This is a genomic window from Lysinibacillus sp. FSL M8-0337 (assembly GCF_038593855.1).
In the GTDB taxonomy this organism is placed as follows: domain Bacteria; phylum Bacillota; class Bacilli; order Bacillales_A; family Planococcaceae; genus Lysinibacillus; species Lysinibacillus sphaericus_D.
Window position 1 is genome coordinate 1,853,542 of the sequence record NZ_CP151996.1, and the last position, 21,321, is coordinate 1,874,862.

Genomic DNA, 21,321 nt, shown 5'->3' on the forward strand with positions numbered 1-21,321 from the left:
TGAATTTTTGAAATTTAGTTCATATAATTTTAACATGTAGTCATCAGATGACCTAATCTATTTAAGTTTGGAGGGTGTAATAAAAATAAGTGATGTAAAAGTAGTAAGTGTTTAGTTACAAGATAACTTCATTTGTAGTTTCTACGAAAGTTTGACAAAGCGAAGAGCGTAGCATTTGAGGAGCGAGAAGTTCGTGATTGTAGTGTCACACTTCTAGTAGGCTGCAACCGTTGATGTCGTATTGTCATGATTGGGGAGAAATTTTTATTTGGGGGTATGCAATTTGACATTTACACAAAATTTCACTGCTGTGGGGGATAGTTTGACGTGGTCGGCAATCGTCGCTGTTATACCCATACTTTATTTTTTCTGGGCATTAGCCATTAAAAAAATGAAAGGCTATATGGCAGGTTTAACAACTTTGCTTGTCTCTTTACTTTTAGCTGCCATTGCTTTTAAAGTGCCGCTAGGGACAGCAGTAATGTCCGCCACACAGGGGGCTGTTTATGGTCTACTACCAATAGGTTGGATTATTATTACATCGGTTTTTTTATACAATATCACGGTTAAAACAGGGAATTTTAATATTATTCGTTATTCCGTCTTATCGATAACGGAAGATCGTCGTATTCAAGCGTTACTTGTCGCGTTTTCATTTGGGGCATTTTTAGAAGGAGCCGCTGGTTTTGGCGCACCGGTTGCTATTTCAGCAGCATTATTAGTAGGTCTTGGTTTTAATCCGTTATATGCTGCGGGTCTTTGTTTAATTGCAAATACAGCCCCAGTTGCATTTGGTGCTATCGGTGTACCAATTACAGCGATGGAAGGACCAACGGGTATCGCTGCATTTGAAATTTCAAAAATGGTTGGACGTCAATTACCGTTTTTAGCAGTCTTTATTCCATTCTTCTTAATTTTTATTATGACTGGTTTTAAAAAAGCATGGGAAGTGATGCCAGCCATTTTAGTATCTGGTATTTCATTTGCTGTCACACAATTTTTAAGTTCAAATTTTCTCGGTCCTGAATTACCGGATGTTTTATCTGCTCTAGTATCACTTTTTGCACTAGCCGTTTTCATGAAGTTTTGGCAGCCGAAAACGATTTATCGTTTTGCTTCCGAACAAGAGATTACTGCTGATACAATTTCCAAAAAAGAGTCGTACAGCGGGGGAACAATAGTAAAGTCTTGGTCACCATTTATTATTTTGACGGCTTTTATTTCTTGCTGGGGGATTCCTGTTGTCAAAAGTGCTTTAACGGGAAATTATGACGGTACAAATATAATGTTAAAAGGGATAAATTTAGTAGGGCAAGCGATGACGTTTACGGCAGAAGTACCGTTTTTACATAATCAAGTAGTGAGTGGCGCAACGGGGGAAGCAATTGCTGCTTTCTATAAGGTAGAACTTCTAGGTGCGGCAGGTACAGCTATTTTATTATCTGCCATCGTTTCTAAATTTATTTTTAACGTTTCATGGCACGACTGGGGAACAACCTTTTTTGAAACATTAAATGAAATTAAATATCCGCTTATTACAATTTGTAGTGTCGTTGCCTATGCTTATGTCACAAATACGGCAGGTATGATGACAACGCTTGCCTTAGTTTTAGCGAAGACGGGTGTATTATTCCCATTCTTCTCACCTGTGCTAGGTTGGCTTGGTGTATTTATTACAGGATCGGATACATCTTCCAATGTCTTGTTTGCCAAGTTACAGCAAGTGACAGCTGATTCTGTTGGAATGGAACCGGTGCTTGCACTTGCAGCGAATGCATCCGGGGGCGTAACGGGTAAAATGATTTCACCACAATCTATTGCAGTCGCCGCCGCAGCGGTTGGACTTGTAGGGAGAGAGTCAGAATTGCTGCGCTTCGCGTTAAAGTATAGTGTGATGTTGCTACTATTTATTTGTATATTAACCTTTTTACAAAGTAATGTTTTATCTTGGATGATTCCATAGCACCGTGAAATTTTTAGTAAAAGGTATTGAGAGTTGCTTTCTCAGTACCTTTTTTCTAATTAGCAAACATAAAGGGGTTTTATTTTAAATTCTTGTATTATTGCAAATTTCGTTGACAGAAAAACGTAGCGGGCGCATAATTCAGAAGTGCCTTTTGCAAAGCAAAAAGATTTCGCAGTTTCTACAACTTTTCGTCAAGAAACGTTCACAAGCATTAAGGGCGCAATTTCCATTGTTTTTTGGTACGATGGAGGCAGTAACTGTAAGGAGAGAATGAAAAATATGGAAACTGATATTAACGTTTTTCTAGCGTTTGGAGCAGGTTTTTTAAGCTTCATTTCACCGTGTACTCTACCACTGTATCCAGCATTTTTATCATACATAACGGGGATGACTTTGGATGAGCTAAAATCTGAACGTGGCATGATGCAAAGGCGTGCTATTTTGCATACGCTATTCTTTTTATTAGGATTTTCAATTATTTTTATTATGATTGGTCTAGGCGCATCATTAGCAAGGGAATTCTTCCTAAACTATCAAACATTATTGCGTCAAGTTGGCGCCATTTTAATCGTTATCTTTGGGTTAATGATTGTAGGGTTACTGCAAATTGATTTTTTAATGAAAGATCGAAAATTCCAATTCAAAAATCGACCATCCGGTTATATTGGCTCCATATTAATCGGTATCGCATTTGCGGCAGGCTGGACACCATGTACAGGTCCAATTCTAATGTCCATTATTACGTTAGCTGGAGCAAATCCTTCTTCAGGGTTTAGCTATATGTTTGCTTATTATTTAGGTTTTGCCATTCCATTCTTCGTGTTATCATTCTTCATTTCACGTATGAATTGGATTCGCAAACATAGTCAAAAAATCGTAAAAGTTGGCGGCTATATTATGATTGCGGTAGGGATATTGTTATTCTTCGATGGTTTAACATATATCACGCGATTATTACAGCCTATTTTCGGTGGATTTATTGGCTTCTAATCTGCTAAACTAAAGGGCATACCATACTTTAACGTGGAGGGAGATGAATACGTGCCTACAGTTTTAGTAGTGGATGATACGCTATTTATGCGTGTTACAATCAGTAATATGTTTACTGAATGGGGTTATGAGGTAGTTGGCAATGCAGTGAATGGTAAAGAAGCTGTAGAGCTGTATCGAGAGTTACAACCAGATCTTGTAACAATGGATGTAACGATGCCCGTTATGACAGGTATTGCGGCTGTAAAAAGGATCATCCCAGAATTTCCAGATGCAAAGATTGTTATGATTACAGCATTAGGACAACAAAAATTAATTGTAGAAGCAATTGAAAGTGGCGCGAAAGATTTTATTACAAAGCCTTTCGAGCCAGAAAAATTAAGAGCTGTAGCAGACCAGTTAGTTGGTCAAAGTTGCTAATTTAACATCAGAGGAGGATTCTTTATGTTAAGCAATATCCCTTCTCAATATTATGTTATAGGTTCGACTATAATGGCCATTATAATGGGTAGCTTTGTGATGGTATTACGTATGCGAGCTTCCAAAAAACCTACAAATGAGAAGAAAATTATCATTCCACCTATTGCCATGTCATCAGGTGCGTTAATGTTTTTATTTGCACAATTTCGAGTGCCACCTATGCAGATTTTAGAAGCTGCTGCGGTAGGTGTGGTGTTCTCGACCATTTTAATTGCTACTTCGAAATTTGAAGTAAAAGGTCACGATATTTATTTAAAACGTTCAAAAGCGTTTGTATTTATTTTAGTTGGGCTGTTAATCTTCCGTATTGTGGCAAAAATGATTTTAAGTAGCTCGATAGATGTCGGGGAGTTAGCAGGTATGTTTTGGATTTTAGCATTTGCGATGCTATTGCCTTGGCGAATTGCAATGCTAGTTCAATTTATAAAAATCAAGAAAACGATTCCATTAAAAAATATGTAAAGAAAAGAAACTACACTAGCATATTTGCTGTTGTAGTTTTTTTAACGTACACAATAATTTTTTGTATTCAGGGGATATGTTACAATAAGCGCTTTCTAATCGACATCGTGGTATACTAGGAAGCATGTTAAAAAATGAGGAGTTACTTAGATGAAATATTTTAAACCACAGATGCAGTTGCTCGTAAAAGAAAACCGTGAATTGCATGACCGATTAAAAGCGCTAATGGCGGATATGGATTTGCAAAAAAACTATGCATTAAAAGCACTGTATCATGCAGAAGTGGCAGACGGTGGGCGCTATCAACAAGATTACCAAGCGCTTGATCATTTATTTAAATAAAGCATAAAACGCTAAACTAATTAAAGTTCTATATCAAAAAAAGCCGCACGTATTGCAGTGCGGCTTTTTTGCATCCTATTAGTCAAAAAGATGCTCATATGGGGAAACGTCAATTTGCATTTGATCTAATTTTTTACGTAAAAATTTGTGGTCACGTTTAGGCGTAGCTTGAATATAGCCGCGTATAATTAAATCATTGTCTATAGCTGTCGCCTTTTCTTCTAAAGCCAGTTCGCCAATCTTACCTGCAATTTTTTCTTTCGCCACTTGTCTAAATAGCTCAGGTACTGGGCTCACCAACTCATATAGAAATTCCTTCTCAGGTTGTCCCCATAGATGAATCGTTTTATCTAAGTAAAATTCCTGCCAATCTAAATCTGATTTCCCATCCTGCTTTGGTAAAGCCTTTAAAAATTTGCGGAACATGAAAAATCCGCCAATAGCCATTAGCGAAATAAGGACGACTACCCAAAATAAAATAAACCATAAAAACCAACCATCTAACAAATCGTTCACCTCTTTGTCTTCTCTCACTCTATTATAAAAGCTTAAACAAAAAAATTCATCCTTATTGTGCCTCTTTTTACAATTAGTCAGTGTATTGAACAAAAATCAACAATAAAGCGAATGAATGAATGAATATTTAGATAAGTAAAAGCATCGAAAAACCAAAAAAATTTTAGAGTAAAAAGAAGATAGGTATGATGGAAAAGACATTTTTAAAATCTAACAGTTGAAGTACCTACTAGTATTTTGCGCCATTAATAGCATATCTGAACCTTATTTCTATGAAAAAAACACCTCACGTTGAAGCTGTTAAGGTGCAATACCCTTTTTCAACGAAAGGTGTTTTTATTTGTCATACTTTTTAGGTCAGTGCGGAAAAAATATTTACACTTTTAAATTTTGAAAGGAACTTACTGTTTCAGCTTTTGTAATTTCAGGTAATTGATCTGTATAAGTTTTAATTTGTGCGAAACCGCTCCCTAAAAATATTGCCACCATTACAATAGCTAAAATCATTTTTATTTTTTTCATAGAATCACCTCTAAATTATTTTTCCTATATAAATCACAAGCTTTTTTATATTTTTTTATTTTGTAATAACATTCAGCCAAAATATAACTATATTTATTGAATTCCTCATCTTCTCCATTTTCCTTTAAATAATTTAATAGAAGTTCACCAGTTTTTTCCCACTTTTTATCCCCAGAATAAAATTGAAAATATAAATTGAAGATATAATAATACTTATTTTCTGATTTAAAATTGCTGTCATCAATTAGATTTATTCCTTTACATGTCCAATTTATCACTTCACTTTTCATTTTAAGACGTATAAAAAGTTCTATTAAGTCTACCATCGAAAACGTAATATCAAATAGCTCGCTTTTTGATACAATACTTTCCTTATAGCAATTAATGGATTGCTCATAATTTTCTTGTTTTCTGTACAGGGATGCTAAATTATGATAAATAATTCCTGTTTTTTCTACGTAATTATTTTGCAAGCAATAATCTAATGCAATTTGATAAGTGTCAGCAGCTTTTTGATAGCTACTATTATTTTTGTAAATAACACCTAATAAAATATAACAATCAATTAAGTTTTTAATATATAAATTGTGAGAGAAGAAATTAATGGTCTTTTTAATAGATTGTAATGATAATACATATTGTTTATTTTTTGCATAAACAATTGCTTGGATATAATAATAATCTGCAATTTCCCATTCTTCTACGTCCTTAAATAGGGTCATATCTCTCGACATTTTTTCTACTATTTCTATCGCTTTATAAATCTCTGAATGGTGGTAATAAAAAATCACTTCTACTAAATTTAATAAGAAACTACTGTAATCATCCATTTTCTCTTTATCTTTTTGCAATAAATTTAATTGTGTGTATAAATTATGATTTACAGAGTTATGTTGCATGATCGCTAATCTTAAGCAAATTAAAGAATATAAATAATAATTAGTCTGGATATAATGTGCTTCATTTTCTTTCAAATTATTAATTATGGCTTGTGTTGTTTCTCTATTTTTGCTTAAAATCGCATCTTTATAATAATTTTTAAGAATCTCCGTATTTTCTATAGTGCTATCTTCATTGGTTATTAAAAGTAAATCCTCTCTACCTAACTTCTTTAGAAGTAAAAGCAAGATTTCTTCGCTTGGAATAACAGTTTCATTTTCAATTTTTGACAGATACGATGGTGTACAAATATCTTTGCATAAATAGATCTGTTTCATACCTATTTTTTTTCTCTCATTATAAATGGCTTTACCAATTCCCATAAAATACCTTTGTCTATCGCATAGATGCATTTAGCAACATGTTAATTTCTAGTGTGTTTTGTTACTCTTTTTTTCGACCATCACCTCCATATTTACATAAATACTAGATTAACCCTTAATTGAGAAATGCACATGCGACATACACCTTTCTTAATTGTAATGTATAACTGGAAGCTTTATAAACGTAAAAAAATTGAGAAACTTACTTCTCTATTAATTATATATTTTATATTTTTTTCTATAAAATGTCTCAATTTAAATAAATTGAGAGTAATTTTTTTTAGTGTTATCGTTGAATTAAGGGAGGTGGCTACTATGACAAAAACTAAAAAAGTATATGTAAAACCTACTGTAAAATCAGCTACAGGTCCGTCTATGCAATGTAACTAATTTAGGTGAAGGAATGGGGAAACCCATTCCTTTATTCTTCTTAAAAAACAAAAGGAGGTTTGATTCATAAGTGACTAATCAAGTTCTTAATTTCGAGTCAATAATCAATAAAATTAAAAGCCTCAAGTTTCGTGAAGATGCAGGAATTCTTTTTGATAATATTACAGGGACAATTTACCGAATCGATAATGAGATTGGTCTATTAATTGTAAAGTTATTGAGAGACAATCGAACTTTACATCAAGTAGTAGAATATATCGTTGAGGAATATTTAATAGATAAGCAATCATTTGAAGAGGATCTTGAAGAATTTCTATTTAATATAGATAAAGTAAATGAAAATATTTGGGAATGGGATATCGAAAAGAAACATGAAGGTCTACTTGAATTTCCTTTACGTTTAGAAATTGAAGTTACTTCGCTATGTAATTGGAATTGTGGATTTTGTTACAATGTTTGGAAAATAGACCCTGATTTAAGTGACCAAGAAGTAAAACAAAAGATAAAAGCGTTCCCACAAAAGAACTTATCAAAAGAAAGTATCTTTAAGATTTTAGAAGAATGTAGTGAAAACGGTTGCTTCACAGTTCGTTATAGTGGTGGAGAAACTTTATTACATCCGGATATTGAAGAAATATTAGAATATGGCGGCAGATTGGGTTTATATCAAGTAGTATTTACGAACGGGCATTTCCTTAATGCTGAATATGTCCAAAGATTAAAATCTTATAACGTACAAACGGTTTTAATTTCTTTACATGGAGATGAAACAGTTCATAATTTTTTAGCTGGTCATAAAATGGCATATACAAAAGCAATTCAAGCAATTAAACTGCTCAGTGAATCTGAAATAGAAGTTGTGACTGAACTTACTTTAGTTAAAGATAACTTAAGTAAAACGCTAAGTGTAATTAAAGATGCATATAATAATGGCTCTAAAAAATTTAGTGTGATGAGATATGTACCTACAGGGAAAAATGATGAAAAGTATGGGGTACCTATATCTAATATGCTGCCTCTTATGGAGAAGATTGAAGAATTAATGCAAGAACTACCCGATTTGGTTGTAGGGTGGCCCTGCGGTCAAAGAATGTGTACTTCTTTAAATGACAAGCCGATTGATTCCAATGACATTACGATGAAACTTCGTAAAAAACAACTTACTGGACACTGTGAAGCAGGTTTAACTTGGGGAAGTATTTCGTTTACAGGTGAATTAAGACATTGTCCTCACAGTAATGTTTATTTTGGTAATATTGCTAATTCAACAATTAAAGAGAATTGGGAAATAATGACTAATAAAGTTGCAGAAGTTCTTACACCTCGCTCTACATGTAATGGCTGTTCATTATTAGATAGTTGTCGTGGAGGTTGTCACTTACCACACTTCTTTAATTCAAATTTATCTAATGCATCATGTAACTAATTTTCTATACTTAATGGAGGGATGCTAAATGTTATATTTAATTATTGGTGATAAGCAATTTTCATCTTGGTCAATGAGAGCATCAATTATTTTAAAAGAAAAAAAGGTTCCATACAAGGAATTAATAGCTGGATTGGATTGGCCTATTAAATTCTCAGAAAATGGTATTATCCCGATAAACCAAAAAGATGAATACGATTTACCTAAAGAACCTGCCTCGGGTTGCGGTTGTCAATTAACTCAGCTAATTAAGATGGATCCCACTAATTTAATAAAGGGAAGCATAGTAGAACATCTTCCAAGAGTACCGATTTTAATTGATACTGATACGAACGTAGTCATTTGTGATGTACTGGCTATATCAGAATATCTTGAAGAAAAATACCCAAGTTATCCAAGTCTTTTGAGTTCTGATATTAAGAAACGAAGTGATATCCGAGTGTTTAGTAGCCATATTCATGCGGATTTATTACCGCTAATGAGTGGTATCTCATATTCGCATTCATTTAGAAATCCTGGTGGACATGCTATTGATGAAGAAACTAAAAATCAAATAGAAGAAACCATTACGTTGTTAGAAAAGTCTATCCAAAGAAAGATGAGTAATAATTGGGAAGGGGATTTCTTATTTGGCGATTTTTCCTTAGCTGATGCTATGTTTGCTCCAATTGCTCAACAATTTAAAGGGTGGGAAATTGAAATAGAAGATACTGAAACACAAAGATATTTAGAAAATCTATTAAATAGATACTCTATTTTCACTTATTTACAAGATGCTAAAAAGCCGTATGAGCTTTTACATAGCTCTCCAAAAAATTCATATACTTGGGTTTCTCGTCATTACCGTTATTGGCCAGAAATTGGAATGATTCACAATATTTCTACAAGTGTTTATCATATTTTAGATGACATTTCTAAATATATGTTTGAATTAGCTTATGAAGGAAAATCAAACGAAGAGATTATTGATCACTTAGTTGAAGCTTATGATGTTGATTATGATATAGCAAAACAAGATGTTTTAGATTTATTCCGACAAATCCATCCAAGTAATATAGTTGCTAATAATTTTTCTGAAATTACTTTATGAAAAATATCATATTACTTATCGCTGAATCATTTCGCATCATAGCTTTCGAAATATTCTCTATTTTAATCCCTTTAATTGGATTGAAGATACTTAATTTGAATAATTTTTCTATTGGTATATCATTATTTTTATTTTCAATAGGCTATCTAATTTTTAGTTATACAGCAGGAAGAATAGTAGACGCTTATAATAAAAAGAAATTAATTATTTGGATATATATTACGCAATCCATTTTATTATGTGTATTTTATATGTACATTGACTATAACTCGTTATTCATTTGGATATATTACCTACTCATTCTAATGTTGGGACTGTCTGTTGTTTTTATTGAAACAGCTGTTACAGCTTGGATGCCAGATATATACGCAACCAACAGAATATCCAATGGAGCAGGAATTTTACAAACTGGTAAATCGATTTCTAACCTCATTGCCCCTACTATCGGAGGGGCATTAATTTCATTATACGGATACAACCATACGGTCGTTTTGCTTATTATGCTGTTGCTATTAAATATCCCTCTTACCATTTTATTAAAAAGCGAACATAAGCCCAATAGTCAGAAGAATTATATAAAACCTAACAAGCGTTTTAAAAGGACGTTTAAGTATATATTAACTACTCCATCTCTGAAAGCTATTATGCTAACGACTGCTACTATTAATTTAGCATTTTCGATTTATGGTTCATTAATAGTGATATATTTATCAGCGGATTTTCAATTAAGCGAATATATTATTGGAATTATCTTTTCCATTTCTGGAATAGGGGCACTAATCGGCTCCGTGCTCTCACCTTATTTAATTAAAAAATTTGGCTCTACTAATGTGATGATTTTTGGACCTCTAATACCAAGTTTTGGATTGCTATTACTTGCTATACCCAATAATCAATACACTGTTTTATTGTTCTCTCTAGGAATATTCTTTAGCCTGCTATCTAGAAGTTTGGGAAGTGTTGCACGACTTACTGTTCAATCACTAATTATCCCTTCTGAAGAACGTGCAGAAGTCAATGGTACACTCATGATGTTTACTTGGGGAACAATTCCTATAGGAACTCTCATTGGAAGCTATTTAAGTGTTTATTTAGGTATACAAAAAGTTATGCTTATAGCAGGTCTTATCTTAGTAATATCTAATATTTATATGATTAAATTACGGGCTTCAAAATATAAAATAACTCAGAGGAATGCGATATGAAGAAGATTTTTTGGAATGCTTTTGAAATGAACTGTGTTGGTCATATTAATCATGGTCTTTGGAAAATACCCGGTAATAAAAGGATTAATTATAAAAACTTAAACTATTGGACGGAGTTAGCTAAAACTTTAGAAAAAGGGAAATTTGATTCTCTTTTTTTAGCTGATGTTGTTGGTGTATATGATGTTTATAAAGGAGGATTTGATACCTCTGTAAAAGAAGCAGTACAAATTCCAGCGAATGATCCTCTTATTCCCATATCCGCGATGGCCCATGTCACGACCAATTTATGTTTCGCTGTAACGTTTTCTACGAGCTATGAGCCACCTTATAGCTTTGCAAGAAGAATGAGTACGTTAGATCATCTGACAGAAGGTAGAATGGCTTGGAATATAGTAACTTCCCATCTAGATAGTGCTGATAAAAACTTTGAAATAAAACATTTGTTAACTCATGATGAAAAATATGATTTAGCAGATGAATATTTAAATGTATGTTATAAGCTATGGGAAGAGAGTTGGGAGGATGACGCAGTATCTATAGAAAAGAATATGTATTATGCTGATCCTACAAAAGTTCATAAAATTAACCACAAAGGTAAGTATTTTGATGTAATTGGACCACATTTATGTGAACCATCTCCTCAAAGAACTCCTGTAATTTATCAGGCTGGCATGTCTGAAAGAGGTCGGGATTTTGCAGCTAAAAATGCAGAGTGCATTTTTTTAGGAGGGAAAACGATTGATGATATCACCTATATTATTAATGATATTAGTGAGCGGGCGCTTACTTTCGGCAGATCTTTAAAAAATATAAAAATGTTTATGGGCTTATGTATTGTTACAGGATTAACAGACGAAGAGATAAACAGTAAAGTGGATTTATATAAATCATTTTGGAGCTTAGAAGGCAATATGGCTCATTATTGCGGTGGACAAGGTATTGACTTATCTAAATACAGTCAAGATGATAATATAAATGGATTTGCAGTAGGTGAAATAGTAAATACATTAAATCGTATCGATGGTAAATGGTTTAAGGTGATTATTGGAAAACCTAAAGAAGTTGCTGATCAAATTCAGCATATTATAGAACAAACGAATATCGATGGCTTTAATTTAGTACAATATCATTCACCAGATTCATTCGAAGATTTTATAAAATATATTGTACCCGAGCTACAAAATAGAGGACTATATCAAAAAGAATATTCACCAGGAACATATAGAGAAAAACTTTTTAATTTAAAACATAAATATCGTTACAATAAGCCACAAGGGGTTAATAGTAGTCGATTTTAAGTATAACGAACTGGCTTAATTGATGAATAAGTTGAAATATTAGATTCTAAGTCTATTTTAACAAAAGTTCAAGAATGTACCAACGATGCATGTTATGCTACAACTTCAATGTATGAGCCAGCCATAAAAGGGAATGGATTTACGCCAGCAGTACAGACAAATAAAAAGCATCTTCAGTTGAATTGGGGTTTTGATACCTCAACTTCAATTTGGGGGTGTTTTTTCTATGGGTACAAAAGATTTAAATCATCGTCTTTTTCGTTATTTCTAATGAAAGAAGATACGCAATGCCCATTTTGATAATTAAATCGAAGGGTCAAAGTAAAGCCAAAATGGGCTATCTTTATATGCCTATAAATGGAAATATAAATTTACCTTCATTGACAAAAGTAACAACTTGTTGTTAAAATCAAGTTGTTACTTTGACCTCGACAAATTTTTATATAGAAGGTCAAAGGTCTAGAGACAAGGAAAGTCTCTTCTAATTAGGGGGATGTAAAATGGTCAAGTTAAAAACAGTAGGACTAACTTTTGGAATAGCTGTTTCGTTACTATTAGCAGGATGTGGTGATAGCAATCAAAATGATGGAGATGCAACAGGCAAGAACGTAAGCATAGGTGAGCAGGTGGATTATAAAATTATAGGGATTGAACCAGGAGCAGGATTGACGGAGCTTTCGGAAAATACGATAGCGGAATATCAAAATTTGCAAGGTTGGGAACTGGAGGAAAGTTCAACACCTGGGATGTTAGGTTCATTAGAGCAGGCTATTCGAAATGAAGAGCCTATTATTATTACAGGATGGACACCGCATTGGATGTTTTCATCCTACGATTTAAAATTTTTAGAGGACCCCAAAGGGACATTAGGTGGAACGGAAAATATTAATACACTTGTGCGCAAAGACTTGGCTAAAGACTTACCCGATGCCTATACATTGCTAGATCAATTCTATTGGGAGCCAGAAGATATGGAAGCTGTAATGTATGAAGCCCAAGCAACTTCTTTTGAAGAGGCGGCAGAAAAATGGATTGCACAAAACGAAGAGAAGGTAAATGAATGGACAAAAGGGATGACAAAAGTGAAGGGCAAAGAAATCGAATTAGCATCCACTCCATGGGATTCAGAAAGAGCTTCAAGCAGTGTACTACAGGCAGTATTTGAAGAACTTGGATACACTGTCACAATTACACCTGTTGATCCTGCCATCATGTTTCAAGCAATCGCATCAGGAGTAGTCGATGCAACTGTCGCTGCTTGGTTACCAACAACACATAGCTCCTTTTATGCAAAATACAAAGAGGACTTTGTTGATTTAGGAGAGAATTTAACAGGGACAAAAAATGGATTTGTTGTCCCTGCATATATGGACATCGATTCCATTGAGGATTTACAACCAAAACAATAGGTTAAGAGATAACAAGGGGAATTTCCTAATAGTTAGGAAATTCTTTTTTTGTTAAAGTGGAAGTAAAAAGGGATTCATTACAAGCGTGTCGAAATAGGATGAATTGTATTCTATGCAACTCACTATAATGAAGACTAAATAAGCCAGTTTTGAGCAAATAGAAGGAGTCAAAGAGATGACGTTATATTCCGTTCTAGTAGCAGATAGCAAATTACAAACCGTTGATTGTACAGGAATTACTGAAATTACTGTAAGAGAATTAAAAAAATTACATCCGATAACAGGGGATACGCCAGAACAGCCTTGGCACTCGATGGATGATGACGCACGGATTGTCTATGCGCCAGATGAATCAGCTTTCGGTCAATTGCATATTTTCGAATGGAATAATCCACCGTATGATTTAGCGCTTTATAATGAAAAAAATTATGTATATGGTATTGAGGGCAATTGGGGTCTGCAATTTTTAGATGATTTTTTAAGCTATTTAAAGGAACATATAAAACCGGAGCAAAATGTTGATTTAATTAGGTTTTGGGCAGGAGAATATGACCGAAAATTAAAAAGTCGTCGTATCAATATTGCCGAAATCGAATGCCATCACCTTGAAAGCTTACAGAATGAACAGTACATACGTGTCGCTTTTGTGTAACGAACAGCATGTGAAAAATTTTTCTTTTAGAAAGTTGGATTTTGGTATTTTCATTAGGGGAGATTCTCATGATTTATCAAGGAAATAAGATTTATAAAGGGGCTATATATTAAATGACTATACAAATCAAAAAGTGCAAGCTTGAAGATTTACATGTACTCCGAGACATAAGTATTGAAACGTTTCAGGATACATTTAGCAAACAAAATAAGCCTGAAAATATGCAAGCCTATTTGGATAGAGCATTTACTCCTCAACAATTGGAGCGAGAACTAGCGAATCGTGATTCCCAATTTTATTTTATTTGTTTTGATGAAGAAGCTGCGGGCTATTTAAAAGTTAATGCAAATGATGCTCAATCAGAAAAAATGGGGGAAGAGTACCTCGAGATTGAGCGAATTTATATAAGAAATAAGTTTCAAAAAAAGGGGCTTGGAAAAACGCTTATAAACAAAGCAATGGAAATCGCACAAGAACAAAACAAAAAATATATTTGGCTAGGTGTTTGGGAAAAGAATGAACAAGCAATTCGTTTTTATAAGAAAATAGGCTTTGTTCAAATCCGAACCCATTCGTTTTATATGGGGGATGAGGAACAACTGGATATAATGATGACAAAAACACTTCACTAAATTGGAAAGGCGGACGATTATGTATATACCTAAATACTATAAAGTGACAGATGTTCATGAAATTGAAGAATTTATTCAAATGAACGCTTTTGCTACACTTGTCACAACAAAACAAGGCACACCAATTGCCACTCACTTACCGTTAATGTTACATAAAAAAGGCGATGATACGTATCTTACTGGCCATATGGCATATGGAAACCCACAGTGGAGAACATTTGCATCTTGTGGGGATGTGCTCGTGATGTTTCAAGGGCCACATGCGTATATTTCTTCTTCCTGGTATTCGCACGAAAATGTTCCAACGTGGAATTATCAGGCGGTCCATATTTATGGCAAAGCAACACTTTTAGATAAAGATGAAGTAAGCGAAGACTTAACATCGCTGTTAGAAAAATATGAGAAGCATAGAGAGCAACCTGTTTTATGGGAAAACCTTTCACCAGAGCTATTAGAAAAAGAAATGAAAGGTATTGTTGGATTTCAAATAAAGATTAGTGATATACAGGCTGCCTATAAATTAAGTCAAAACCGTAACGAAGCAGACTATGAAAATATTATTGCACAATTGAATAATGAAGCAACACCAAATTCAAAACAAATAGCAGAACAAATGGCAATGCGATGTAAAAAATAACGAGAGGCATCTTTTTAATTGCGCTAGATGGACATGCGAGGCATGATTGTTTAACCATATTTTTAATAAATGTTATGATGAGACTAATAACTGTGAAAAAGGGGATTGTTTTAATGGAAAATTTACACTCAATAGAGCAATTTGAAAACTTAAAAAAAGGTGACCGTACAATATTCGTTTTTTCAGCAGACTGGTGTGGAGATTGTCGATTTATTGATCCTATTATGCCGACAATTGAAGAAAACTACAGCAATTATCATTTTGTGAAAATAGACCGAGATGATTTCATCGATTTATGTGTAGCATTAGATGTATTTGGTATTCCAAGCTTCCTTGCTTACGATAAAGGCAATGAAGTTGGCCGCTTTGTTAGTAAGGACCGTAAAACACAGCAAGAGATTGAAGCTTTTTTAGATGGATTAACTTTATCGTAAGACTTGCCTAAGCTATAGGGGACGCTATCTCCTATAGCTTTTTATTTGCCTGCTTGTCAGCCGTTACATAAGCAATACAACGCTCCACATACGCTAGTACCTCTTCTGAAATTGGGTATAATCCTGTTTTCTCTGTAGGGAGTTTTCTAACTTCCCAAAATTTATCCATTAACGCCGTGTCGCCTTGAAACGTATCATTTGATAATTCGATTATTTTGGAACCAATTTGAAAGCCTTTGTCCGATTCAGCTTGAATATTATGTTTGATACACCATTCAATTTGTCGTAGTAATCCAATATATTGCTGTGTCATTATGTCATTGCTACTAAGGTTTGGGATGGTTTGTTGTAAAAACGTTTGTTCATCCTCTTGGAAATAGTCCATCCATTTTTTAGAGGTGTTTTCAGAACGTTGAACCAGTTCCGTCACATGTTCCCACGATAATGATTCTTCTAAATCAATCATATTAATCAATGACGTCGTATGAGAGATACTCATTTGCAGTTCAGATAGTCGTTCTTGTAAGTAATGATAATGTGAAATTAAAATTTGTTTATAGGAAAGTTTATCTAATAAATCACGAATTTTATCGAGTGGAAGTGACAGCGTTTTTAGAATGATGATTTTCTCTAATTTAAACAAGTCTTTTTCCGAATAGTATCGTCGTCCATAATCATCTTTAAAACTTGGTGTCAGCAGATTAATTTGATCGTAATACCGAAGTGTGCGAATGGAAATATTCCGCTGTTTCGCTACCTCTCCAGTCGTCCATTGTTGCATTTTCATTCCTCCTAAAAAAAAGTTTGCAGGTGACGTTACGTCATCTCATACACTTAGATTACACCATATAAAGGAAGAAGGATAGAGAATGGAAACAAAAGAAATGAACTGGAAAAGTCAAGATAATTGGGGATGGAAAGAATTTATTTTATTACTGCTAGTAGAGTTTATTGTTGTGATTGGCATTATTAAATGGATACTGAAACCAGTGTACGCTCAGTTGTTCCGTAATGAGCTATATGCTGGAACATTAACAGGGTTCACGATTGCGATTACGCTTGTTTTTAGTGTTTATTTTATAGCGCTACGTCCTAAAAAGCTTTCTTGGCGAGAGGTAGGGATAACATCAATTTCCATGAAGCAATGGAAATTGATACTATGCTATTCGCTTCTGTTAATGATTGGCGCCTTACTAATCGTTGTGCTAACAAGTTATATCGGGATTTCGGTGGAAAATAGTAAAACACAGGCCATACAGCAAAACATAACATTTTTTACGGTACTAATAGCCTTTCTCTCTGCGGCTGTTATTTCACCAATATACGAAGAGATTTTTTATCGAGGGTTTTTATATCGCTGGTTACGTACACGCTTAGGATTGGTTGGTGCCATTCTCCTTAGCTCATTTATTTTTACGATTGCTCATATCCCAACCTATAATGTCATGCCCGTCAACTTCTTTAGTGGCATTATTTTTGCTTTAGCATATGAGCGCACGAATTCTATTTGGCCTTCTATTATCATTCACGGTTTAACGAATGGCATAATGGTTTTGCTAACAAGTTTAGGATGAATAGATGGTGAACATCGACAAAAAAACAGGTCTCATTAAACATGAGAACCTGGATTGGTCGATTAAATCATTATTTTGCTTGACGGTACCAGATAATCACAGGGATTAATAATAAAGATAATAGTCCACCCGTTAATGATAAAGTGGCGTAACTAGAATTAGCTACTATCATCCCTGAAAGAGCTCCACCTGAAGCACCTGCCAATGCGATAAAAACATCAATTGTGCCTTGGATTTTAGCGCGTGTTGAAGGTTCTGTGGCATCAACAATTTGAGCAGTTCCGCTTATTAGGCCGAAATTCCATCCTATACCTAATAAAGAAAGAGCAACGATCAGCATAAACATGGAATCACTTGGTGCATAGGCCGCTAGTAAACCGGCAAACAGTAAAATAACCCCAGCAGCAATACTCATGGCTGTTCTACCAATCTTGTCAACAAGTATACCTGTTACAAGAGAAGGAAGGTACATGGCACCAACATGGAAACCAATAACGATTCCTACAGCACTTAAACTATGTCCATGATGTTGCATATGGATGGGCGTCATTGTCATAATGGCTACCATAACGATTTGCGTAAGAATCATTACAACTGCACCAACCAAGATACCTTTTTTATTCATTGAAGGAGACGCCTGGTGAAGAGCTTTCCCAGAGACGATTTGATGTTGATGAGCTTCTATAGATGTTGCTAACAATAACGGGTCGGGACGAAGCATGATGAACAGAACTAAACCTGCTAGTATAAATGCAATAGCAGATAATAGAAATGGACCAGCTAATGAAGGAATACCGATAGAAAGAGCAAATTTCCCCATGACATCCACTAAATTAGGTCCTGCTACGGCCCCGAATGTGGTCATAACCATCGTAGTACTAATGGCCGTTGCACGTTGTTTGTTGTTTGCTAAATCTGTACCTGCATATCGAGCCTGTAAATTTGTTGCTGTTCCTGCACCGTAAACAAGTAAGGCAGCAAATAATAAAAAAACACTATTAATTAATGCGGCTATAACAACGCCAATGGCGCCAAGTCCACCAGTGATAAAACCTGTCGTGAGCCCTATACGGCGACCATAGCGTTGCGAAAGTCTTCCCACAATAAAAGCGGCCCCTGCTGAACCTAATGTAAATAGGGCAGAAGGTAATCCGGCAAGTGAGTCCGTGCCAAGCATTTGTTGGGCTAACAGAGCTCCTACCGTAATGCCAGCAGCAAGACCTGCTCCGCCGAAAATTTGCGATAAACTAACTACGAATAAAACTCTTTTATACATTTTTTTCAGCTTTTCGGGAGAATTTACATACTGCCCGATTGAATGATTTACACTAGCCAATTAGATGTAACACCATCTTTCTAACGATTTGATGAACAAAAATTTTTAGCTCATTTACCAAGCTTACCATACTCCTGCAATTGTAGATATATGCCAATTTGCGGTGGAAAATCTGGTATATTAAATAGAACTTGTGATTTTAAAACACCTCCTAACGAATAAGGCTTCGTTAGGAGGTGCGAATGATTTTACCTTTATTGATTATGATCGTACCAAGGATTTAGGTGAATCAGAACTTCTTCTACATTCGGATGTTTCTCCATAATCGTTTTCTTTATTTTACGGATAATATCATGTCCTTCTTGGATTGTTAAATCAGCAGGTACACCCACACGCAAATCGACCAATACATAATGCCCGTGTTCTCTCGCCCGTAGACGATCTATTCGTTTTACTTCAGGAATAGTGAGGATTAATGTTTTGAAACTAGCCAGCGTGTCAGGACTTACACTTTTTTCCATGAGTGTGTCGATAGCTTCTAATAACATGCCATAGGCAAGTTTGAAAACTAAAATGGTCACAATGATACCTGCAATGGGATCTCCATATGTAAGGATATGAATATGATAATTTTCCCCAATAAGTGCAAGCCCGATTCCTAATACGGCTGCTAATGATGCATATACATCAGCAAGATGATCATAAGCAGTGGCTATTAAGCCTTTACTATTTGTTCTTTTGCCAATTTTTATCGTATATACGTATAAAATAAGCTTCCAAACAAGTGATATAATGGCCGTGATAAAGGCAATTAAACTTGCTTTTTCAGGCTCCTGAAAGAATGCGGTAATGGATTCATAAGCAATATAAAGAGCTGCTATTATTAATATAATTCCTACAATGGCGGAACTGATCACTTCTGCTTTTCCGTGTCCGTACGGATGATCTTCATCGGCAGGACGTTTAGAAATACGCATGGATGTTAAAGCGGCACCGCTTGCTATCACATCACCTGCATTATGATAGCCATCAGCTAAAAGAACAGGGCTGTGGAAGATAGTACCAACTACTATTTTTAAAATAGTTAATACGATGTTGCTTATTAAACTAATCCATCCAGCAACTATTGTAGTATTTGTGCTTTGAGTCATAAATGTATACCTCCAATAAAATTCTTTCCTAAAAGCAACAAAAACCTTTGACTCGTTTTAAGTCAAAGGTTTTGATTAAAAAAATATAGGTTTTGTAAACTTGAAATTTGTATCATCTTTCTCACTCCAATATAGGCGTTCATTGAGTGTAGCATATTCTATTCATTGGTTCAATCATGGTTTATCCCACTTTTTTCTTAAAAAACAATGGGGATATCTATTGTTCGGTAGTATCATTTAGTAAAATAGGTAATAAAAGTTAAAAACGTTATATAACTTATTAAACAAGAAAGGACGTAGACTTATGAAACAAATTATAGCACTTGGGGGCGGTGGCTTTTCTATGGAGCCAGAAAATTCTTTGCTGGATAAATATATTCTTCAGCAATCTATGAAAAAAAATCCGAAGATTTGCTTTCTTGCAACAGCAAGTGGAGATTCAGAAAATTACATTTCTCGATTTTATCATTTCTTTGAAAAACAGGATTGTCAGCCTTCGCACTTATCCTTATTTAACCCATCTACAAGAAATATAGAAAGTTTCTTACTGGACAAAGATATTATTTATGTTGGTGGGGGAAATACAAAGAATTTATTAGTGCTATGGAAGGAATGGGGATTGGATACCATTTTGAAAAAAGCGTGGGAGCAAGGAATAATACTAGCTGGAATTAGTGCGGGTTCCATTTGTTGGTTCGAGGAAGGAGTGACAGATTCTTATGGGGATGGGCTGGAACCATTAACGTGTTTAGGGTTCCTAGAAGGAAGTAATTGTCCCCATTATGATGGAGAATCGGATAGAAGACCTTCGTATCAACAGCTTATCACTAATAAAAAAATTAAACCTGGTTTTGCAACGGATGACGGTGTTGCCATTCATTTCATTGATCAGGAAATCCATACTATTGTAAGTTCAAGACCTAACGCGAAAGCGTATAAAGTATATGATGATAATGATAAAGTTATAGAGAAAGAGCTTGCAACAAATTTTTTAGGTCTTCTTTAGAAATGATAAACGGGAAATTTCCTTTCAATAACATAAAACCCCGAATAGTTCCGCTTTTCTTGAAAGCGTGCTTTGCTCGGGGTTAGTGTTATAAGCGGGCTCCTAACTTAATGGTCCGAAGCTTACTTTCGCTGACACAACATGCCTTTACTTAGTTGGCATGTGCGATGGCGCTGATTTCAATTAGTTGTTCTGGTGATGCCAAGTAAGTCACCCCGATAAGGCTACCGGCTGGTCGATGTTGCCCAACGTATTCCTTGAATAGTCGAAGGACTGGTTCAGTATGTTCTTCCGCATTTGTTAAATAGATTTCCATATAAGCAAGGTTAGATCTTGTTGCACCGAATTTTTCCAAAACGCCATCTAGATTTTTAAGCGTTTGCTGTGCTTGTGCTTCGATATCGCCATCGCCAACGAATGTACCCTCCGTATCATGGGAAAACTGCCCCGAAATGTAGATAGTGCCGTTGACACTGTAGCCCTGTGAAATACCGTGATCCCAAAGGTCGTGATTGTAAATTGTAATATTCTTCATTTTTTTCTCTCCTTTACTTTAAAGTAATGTCAGTATAAAATGAACGCGAACAAAAAAATAGTA

Annotated in this window: 23 protein-coding genes; 16 read left to right on the forward strand and 7 right to left on the reverse strand. The window is 34.7% G+C overall.

Annotation, left to right across the window (positions count from 1 at the left end; genetic code table 11):
* Window positions 1–283: 283 nt before the first annotated feature.
* The 5 genes from MKY08_RS08615 to MKY08_RS08635 all read left to right on the forward strand — a co-directional run bounded on the left by MKY08_RS08615 (window position 284) and on the right by MKY08_RS08635 (window position 4,240).
* Window positions 284–1,963 carry an L-lactate permease gene (locus MKY08_RS08615; RefSeq protein ID WP_069511080.1) on the forward strand — a complete coding sequence of 560 codons (1,680 nt, stop codon included), beginning with the start codon at window positions 284–286 and terminating at the stop codon, window positions 1,961–1,963.
* A 282-nt stretch (window positions 1,964–2,245) separates the two neighbouring features.
* The gene (locus tag MKY08_RS08620; protein ID WP_024363541.1) at window positions 2,246–2,956 is read left to right on the forward strand and encodes a cytochrome c biogenesis protein CcdA; all 711 of its coding nucleotides are present in this window, start codon (window positions 2,246–2,248) and stop codon (window positions 2,954–2,956) included.
* A 51-nt stretch (window positions 2,957–3,007) separates the two neighbouring features.
* Window positions 3,008–3,376 (forward strand): response regulator, encoded by a 369-nt coding sequence (locus MKY08_RS08625; RefSeq protein ID WP_256093150.1) that lies wholly within the window; start codon window positions 3,008–3,010, stop codon window positions 3,374–3,376.
* Window positions 3,377–3,400: 24 nt separating this feature from the next.
* Window positions 3,401–3,898: a cytochrome c biogenesis protein CcdC gene (locus MKY08_RS08630; RefSeq protein WP_069511082.1), complete on the forward strand. Its 498-nt coding sequence runs from the start codon at window positions 3,401–3,403 to the stop codon at window positions 3,896–3,898.
* A gap of 150 nt (window positions 3,899–4,048) precedes the next feature.
* Window positions 4,049–4,240: a hypothetical protein gene (locus MKY08_RS08635; protein ID WP_069511084.1), complete on the forward strand. Its 192-nt coding sequence runs from the start codon at window positions 4,049–4,051 to the stop codon at window positions 4,238–4,240.
* A 78-nt stretch (window positions 4,241–4,318) separates the two neighbouring features.
* Here MKY08_RS08635 and MKY08_RS08640 read toward each other — a convergent pair whose 3' ends face one another.
* From MKY08_RS08640 to MKY08_RS08650, 3 genes are all read right to left on the reverse strand, one after another.
* Window positions 4,319–4,747 (reverse strand): DUF2621 domain-containing protein, encoded by a 429-nt coding sequence (locus tag MKY08_RS08640; RefSeq protein WP_069511086.1) that lies wholly within the window; start codon window positions 4,745–4,747, stop codon window positions 4,319–4,321.
* 384 nt (window positions 4,748–5,131) lie between these two features.
* A complete protein-coding gene (locus MKY08_RS08645) occupies window positions 5,132–5,278 on the reverse strand; it encodes a hypothetical protein (protein ID WP_176723169.1) in 147 nt (48 codons plus the stop codon).
* Window positions 5,275–6,540 carry a helix-turn-helix transcriptional regulator gene (locus MKY08_RS08650; protein WP_069511088.1) on the reverse strand — a complete coding sequence of 422 codons (1,266 nt, stop codon included), beginning with the start codon at window positions 6,538–6,540 and terminating at the stop codon, window positions 5,275–5,277. The genes MKY08_RS08645 and MKY08_RS08650 overlap by 4 nt, the downstream gene beginning before the upstream one ends.
* A 460-nt stretch (window positions 6,541–7,000) precedes the next feature.
* Between MKY08_RS08650 and MKY08_RS08655 the strand changes: the two genes are divergently transcribed.
* From MKY08_RS08655 to MKY08_RS08695, 9 genes are all read left to right on the forward strand, one after another.
* A complete protein-coding gene (locus MKY08_RS08655) occupies window positions 7,001–8,356 on the forward strand; it encodes a PqqD family peptide modification chaperone (RefSeq protein ID WP_069508303.1) in 1,356 nt (451 codons plus the stop codon).
* A gap of 28 nt (window positions 8,357–8,384) precedes the next feature.
* Entirely contained in the window at window positions 8,385–9,446 is a 1,062-nt protein-coding gene (locus MKY08_RS08660; RefSeq protein ID WP_069508305.1) for a PqqD family peptide modification chaperone, read from the forward strand.
* Window positions 9,443–10,651: an MFS transporter gene (locus MKY08_RS08665; protein ID WP_069508307.1), complete on the forward strand. Its 1,209-nt coding sequence runs from the start codon at window positions 9,443–9,445 to the stop codon at window positions 10,649–10,651. The genes MKY08_RS08660 and MKY08_RS08665 overlap by 4 nt, the downstream gene beginning before the upstream one ends.
* The gene (locus MKY08_RS08670; RefSeq protein ID WP_069508309.1) at window positions 10,648–11,952 is read left to right on the forward strand and encodes an NtaA/DmoA family FMN-dependent monooxygenase; all 1,305 of its coding nucleotides are present in this window, start codon (window positions 10,648–10,650) and stop codon (window positions 11,950–11,952) included. The genes MKY08_RS08665 and MKY08_RS08670 overlap by 4 nt, the downstream gene beginning before the upstream one ends.
* A 500-nt stretch (window positions 11,953–12,452) precedes the next feature.
* On the forward strand, window positions 12,453–13,361 hold the full coding sequence (locus MKY08_RS08675) for a glycine betaine ABC transporter substrate-binding protein (RefSeq protein ID WP_069508311.1): 909 nt from the start codon (window positions 12,453–12,455) through the stop codon (window positions 13,359–13,361).
* 175 nt (window positions 13,362–13,536) lie between these two features.
* Window positions 13,537–14,013, forward strand: a complete 477-nt coding sequence (locus tag MKY08_RS08680) for a hypothetical protein (protein ID WP_069508313.1) — start codon at window positions 13,537–13,539, stop codon at window positions 14,011–14,013.
* A 113-nt stretch (window positions 14,014–14,126) separates the two neighbouring features.
* Window positions 14,127–14,645, forward strand: a complete 519-nt coding sequence (locus tag MKY08_RS08685; RefSeq protein ID WP_069508315.1) for a GNAT family N-acetyltransferase — start codon at window positions 14,127–14,129, stop codon at window positions 14,643–14,645.
* Window positions 14,646–14,664: 19 nt separating this feature from the next.
* Entirely contained in the window at window positions 14,665–15,282 is a 618-nt protein-coding gene (locus MKY08_RS08690; protein ID WP_069508317.1) for an FMN-binding negative transcriptional regulator, read from the forward strand.
* A gap of 77 nt (window positions 15,283–15,359) precedes the next feature.
* Window positions 15,360–15,716, forward strand: a complete 357-nt coding sequence (locus MKY08_RS08695) for a thioredoxin family protein (RefSeq protein WP_256093099.1) — start codon at window positions 15,360–15,362, stop codon at window positions 15,714–15,716.
* A gap of 31 nt (window positions 15,717–15,747) precedes the next feature.
* Here the strand turns inward: MKY08_RS08695 and MKY08_RS08700 are convergent, their stop codons facing one another.
* Entirely contained in the window at window positions 15,748–16,497 is a 750-nt protein-coding gene (locus MKY08_RS08700; RefSeq protein ID WP_069508321.1) for a MerR family transcriptional regulator, read from the reverse strand.
* 88 nt (window positions 16,498–16,585) lie between these two features.
* Here MKY08_RS08700 and MKY08_RS08705 point away from each other — a divergent pair, with 88 nt between their 5' ends.
* Window positions 16,586–17,290 carry a type II CAAX endopeptidase family protein gene (locus MKY08_RS08705; protein WP_069508323.1) on the forward strand — a complete coding sequence of 235 codons (705 nt, stop codon included), beginning with the start codon at window positions 16,586–16,588 and terminating at the stop codon, window positions 17,288–17,290.
* 70 nt (window positions 17,291–17,360) lie between these two features.
* Here MKY08_RS08705 and MKY08_RS08710 read toward each other — a convergent pair whose 3' ends face one another.
* Entirely contained in the window at window positions 17,361–18,566 is a 1,206-nt protein-coding gene (locus MKY08_RS08710) for an MFS transporter (protein ID WP_081327842.1), read from the reverse strand.
* A 254-nt stretch (window positions 18,567–18,820) separates the two neighbouring features.
* Window positions 18,821–19,717: a cation diffusion facilitator family transporter gene (locus tag MKY08_RS08715; RefSeq protein ID WP_069508326.1), complete on the reverse strand. Its 897-nt coding sequence runs from the start codon at window positions 19,715–19,717 to the stop codon at window positions 18,821–18,823.
* 304 nt (window positions 19,718–20,021) lie between these two features.
* Here MKY08_RS08715 and MKY08_RS08720 point away from each other — a divergent pair, with 304 nt between their 5' ends.
* Window positions 20,022–20,723, forward strand: a complete 702-nt coding sequence (locus MKY08_RS08720; protein WP_069508328.1) for a Type 1 glutamine amidotransferase-like domain-containing protein — start codon at window positions 20,022–20,024, stop codon at window positions 20,721–20,723.
* Window positions 20,724–20,874: 151 nt separating this feature from the next.
* Here MKY08_RS08720 and MKY08_RS08725 read toward each other — a convergent pair whose 3' ends face one another.
* On the reverse strand, window positions 20,875–21,258 hold the full coding sequence (locus MKY08_RS08725; protein WP_069508330.1) for a RidA family protein: 384 nt from the start codon (window positions 21,256–21,258) through the stop codon (window positions 20,875–20,877).
* Window positions 21,259–21,321: the final 63 nt, after the last annotated feature.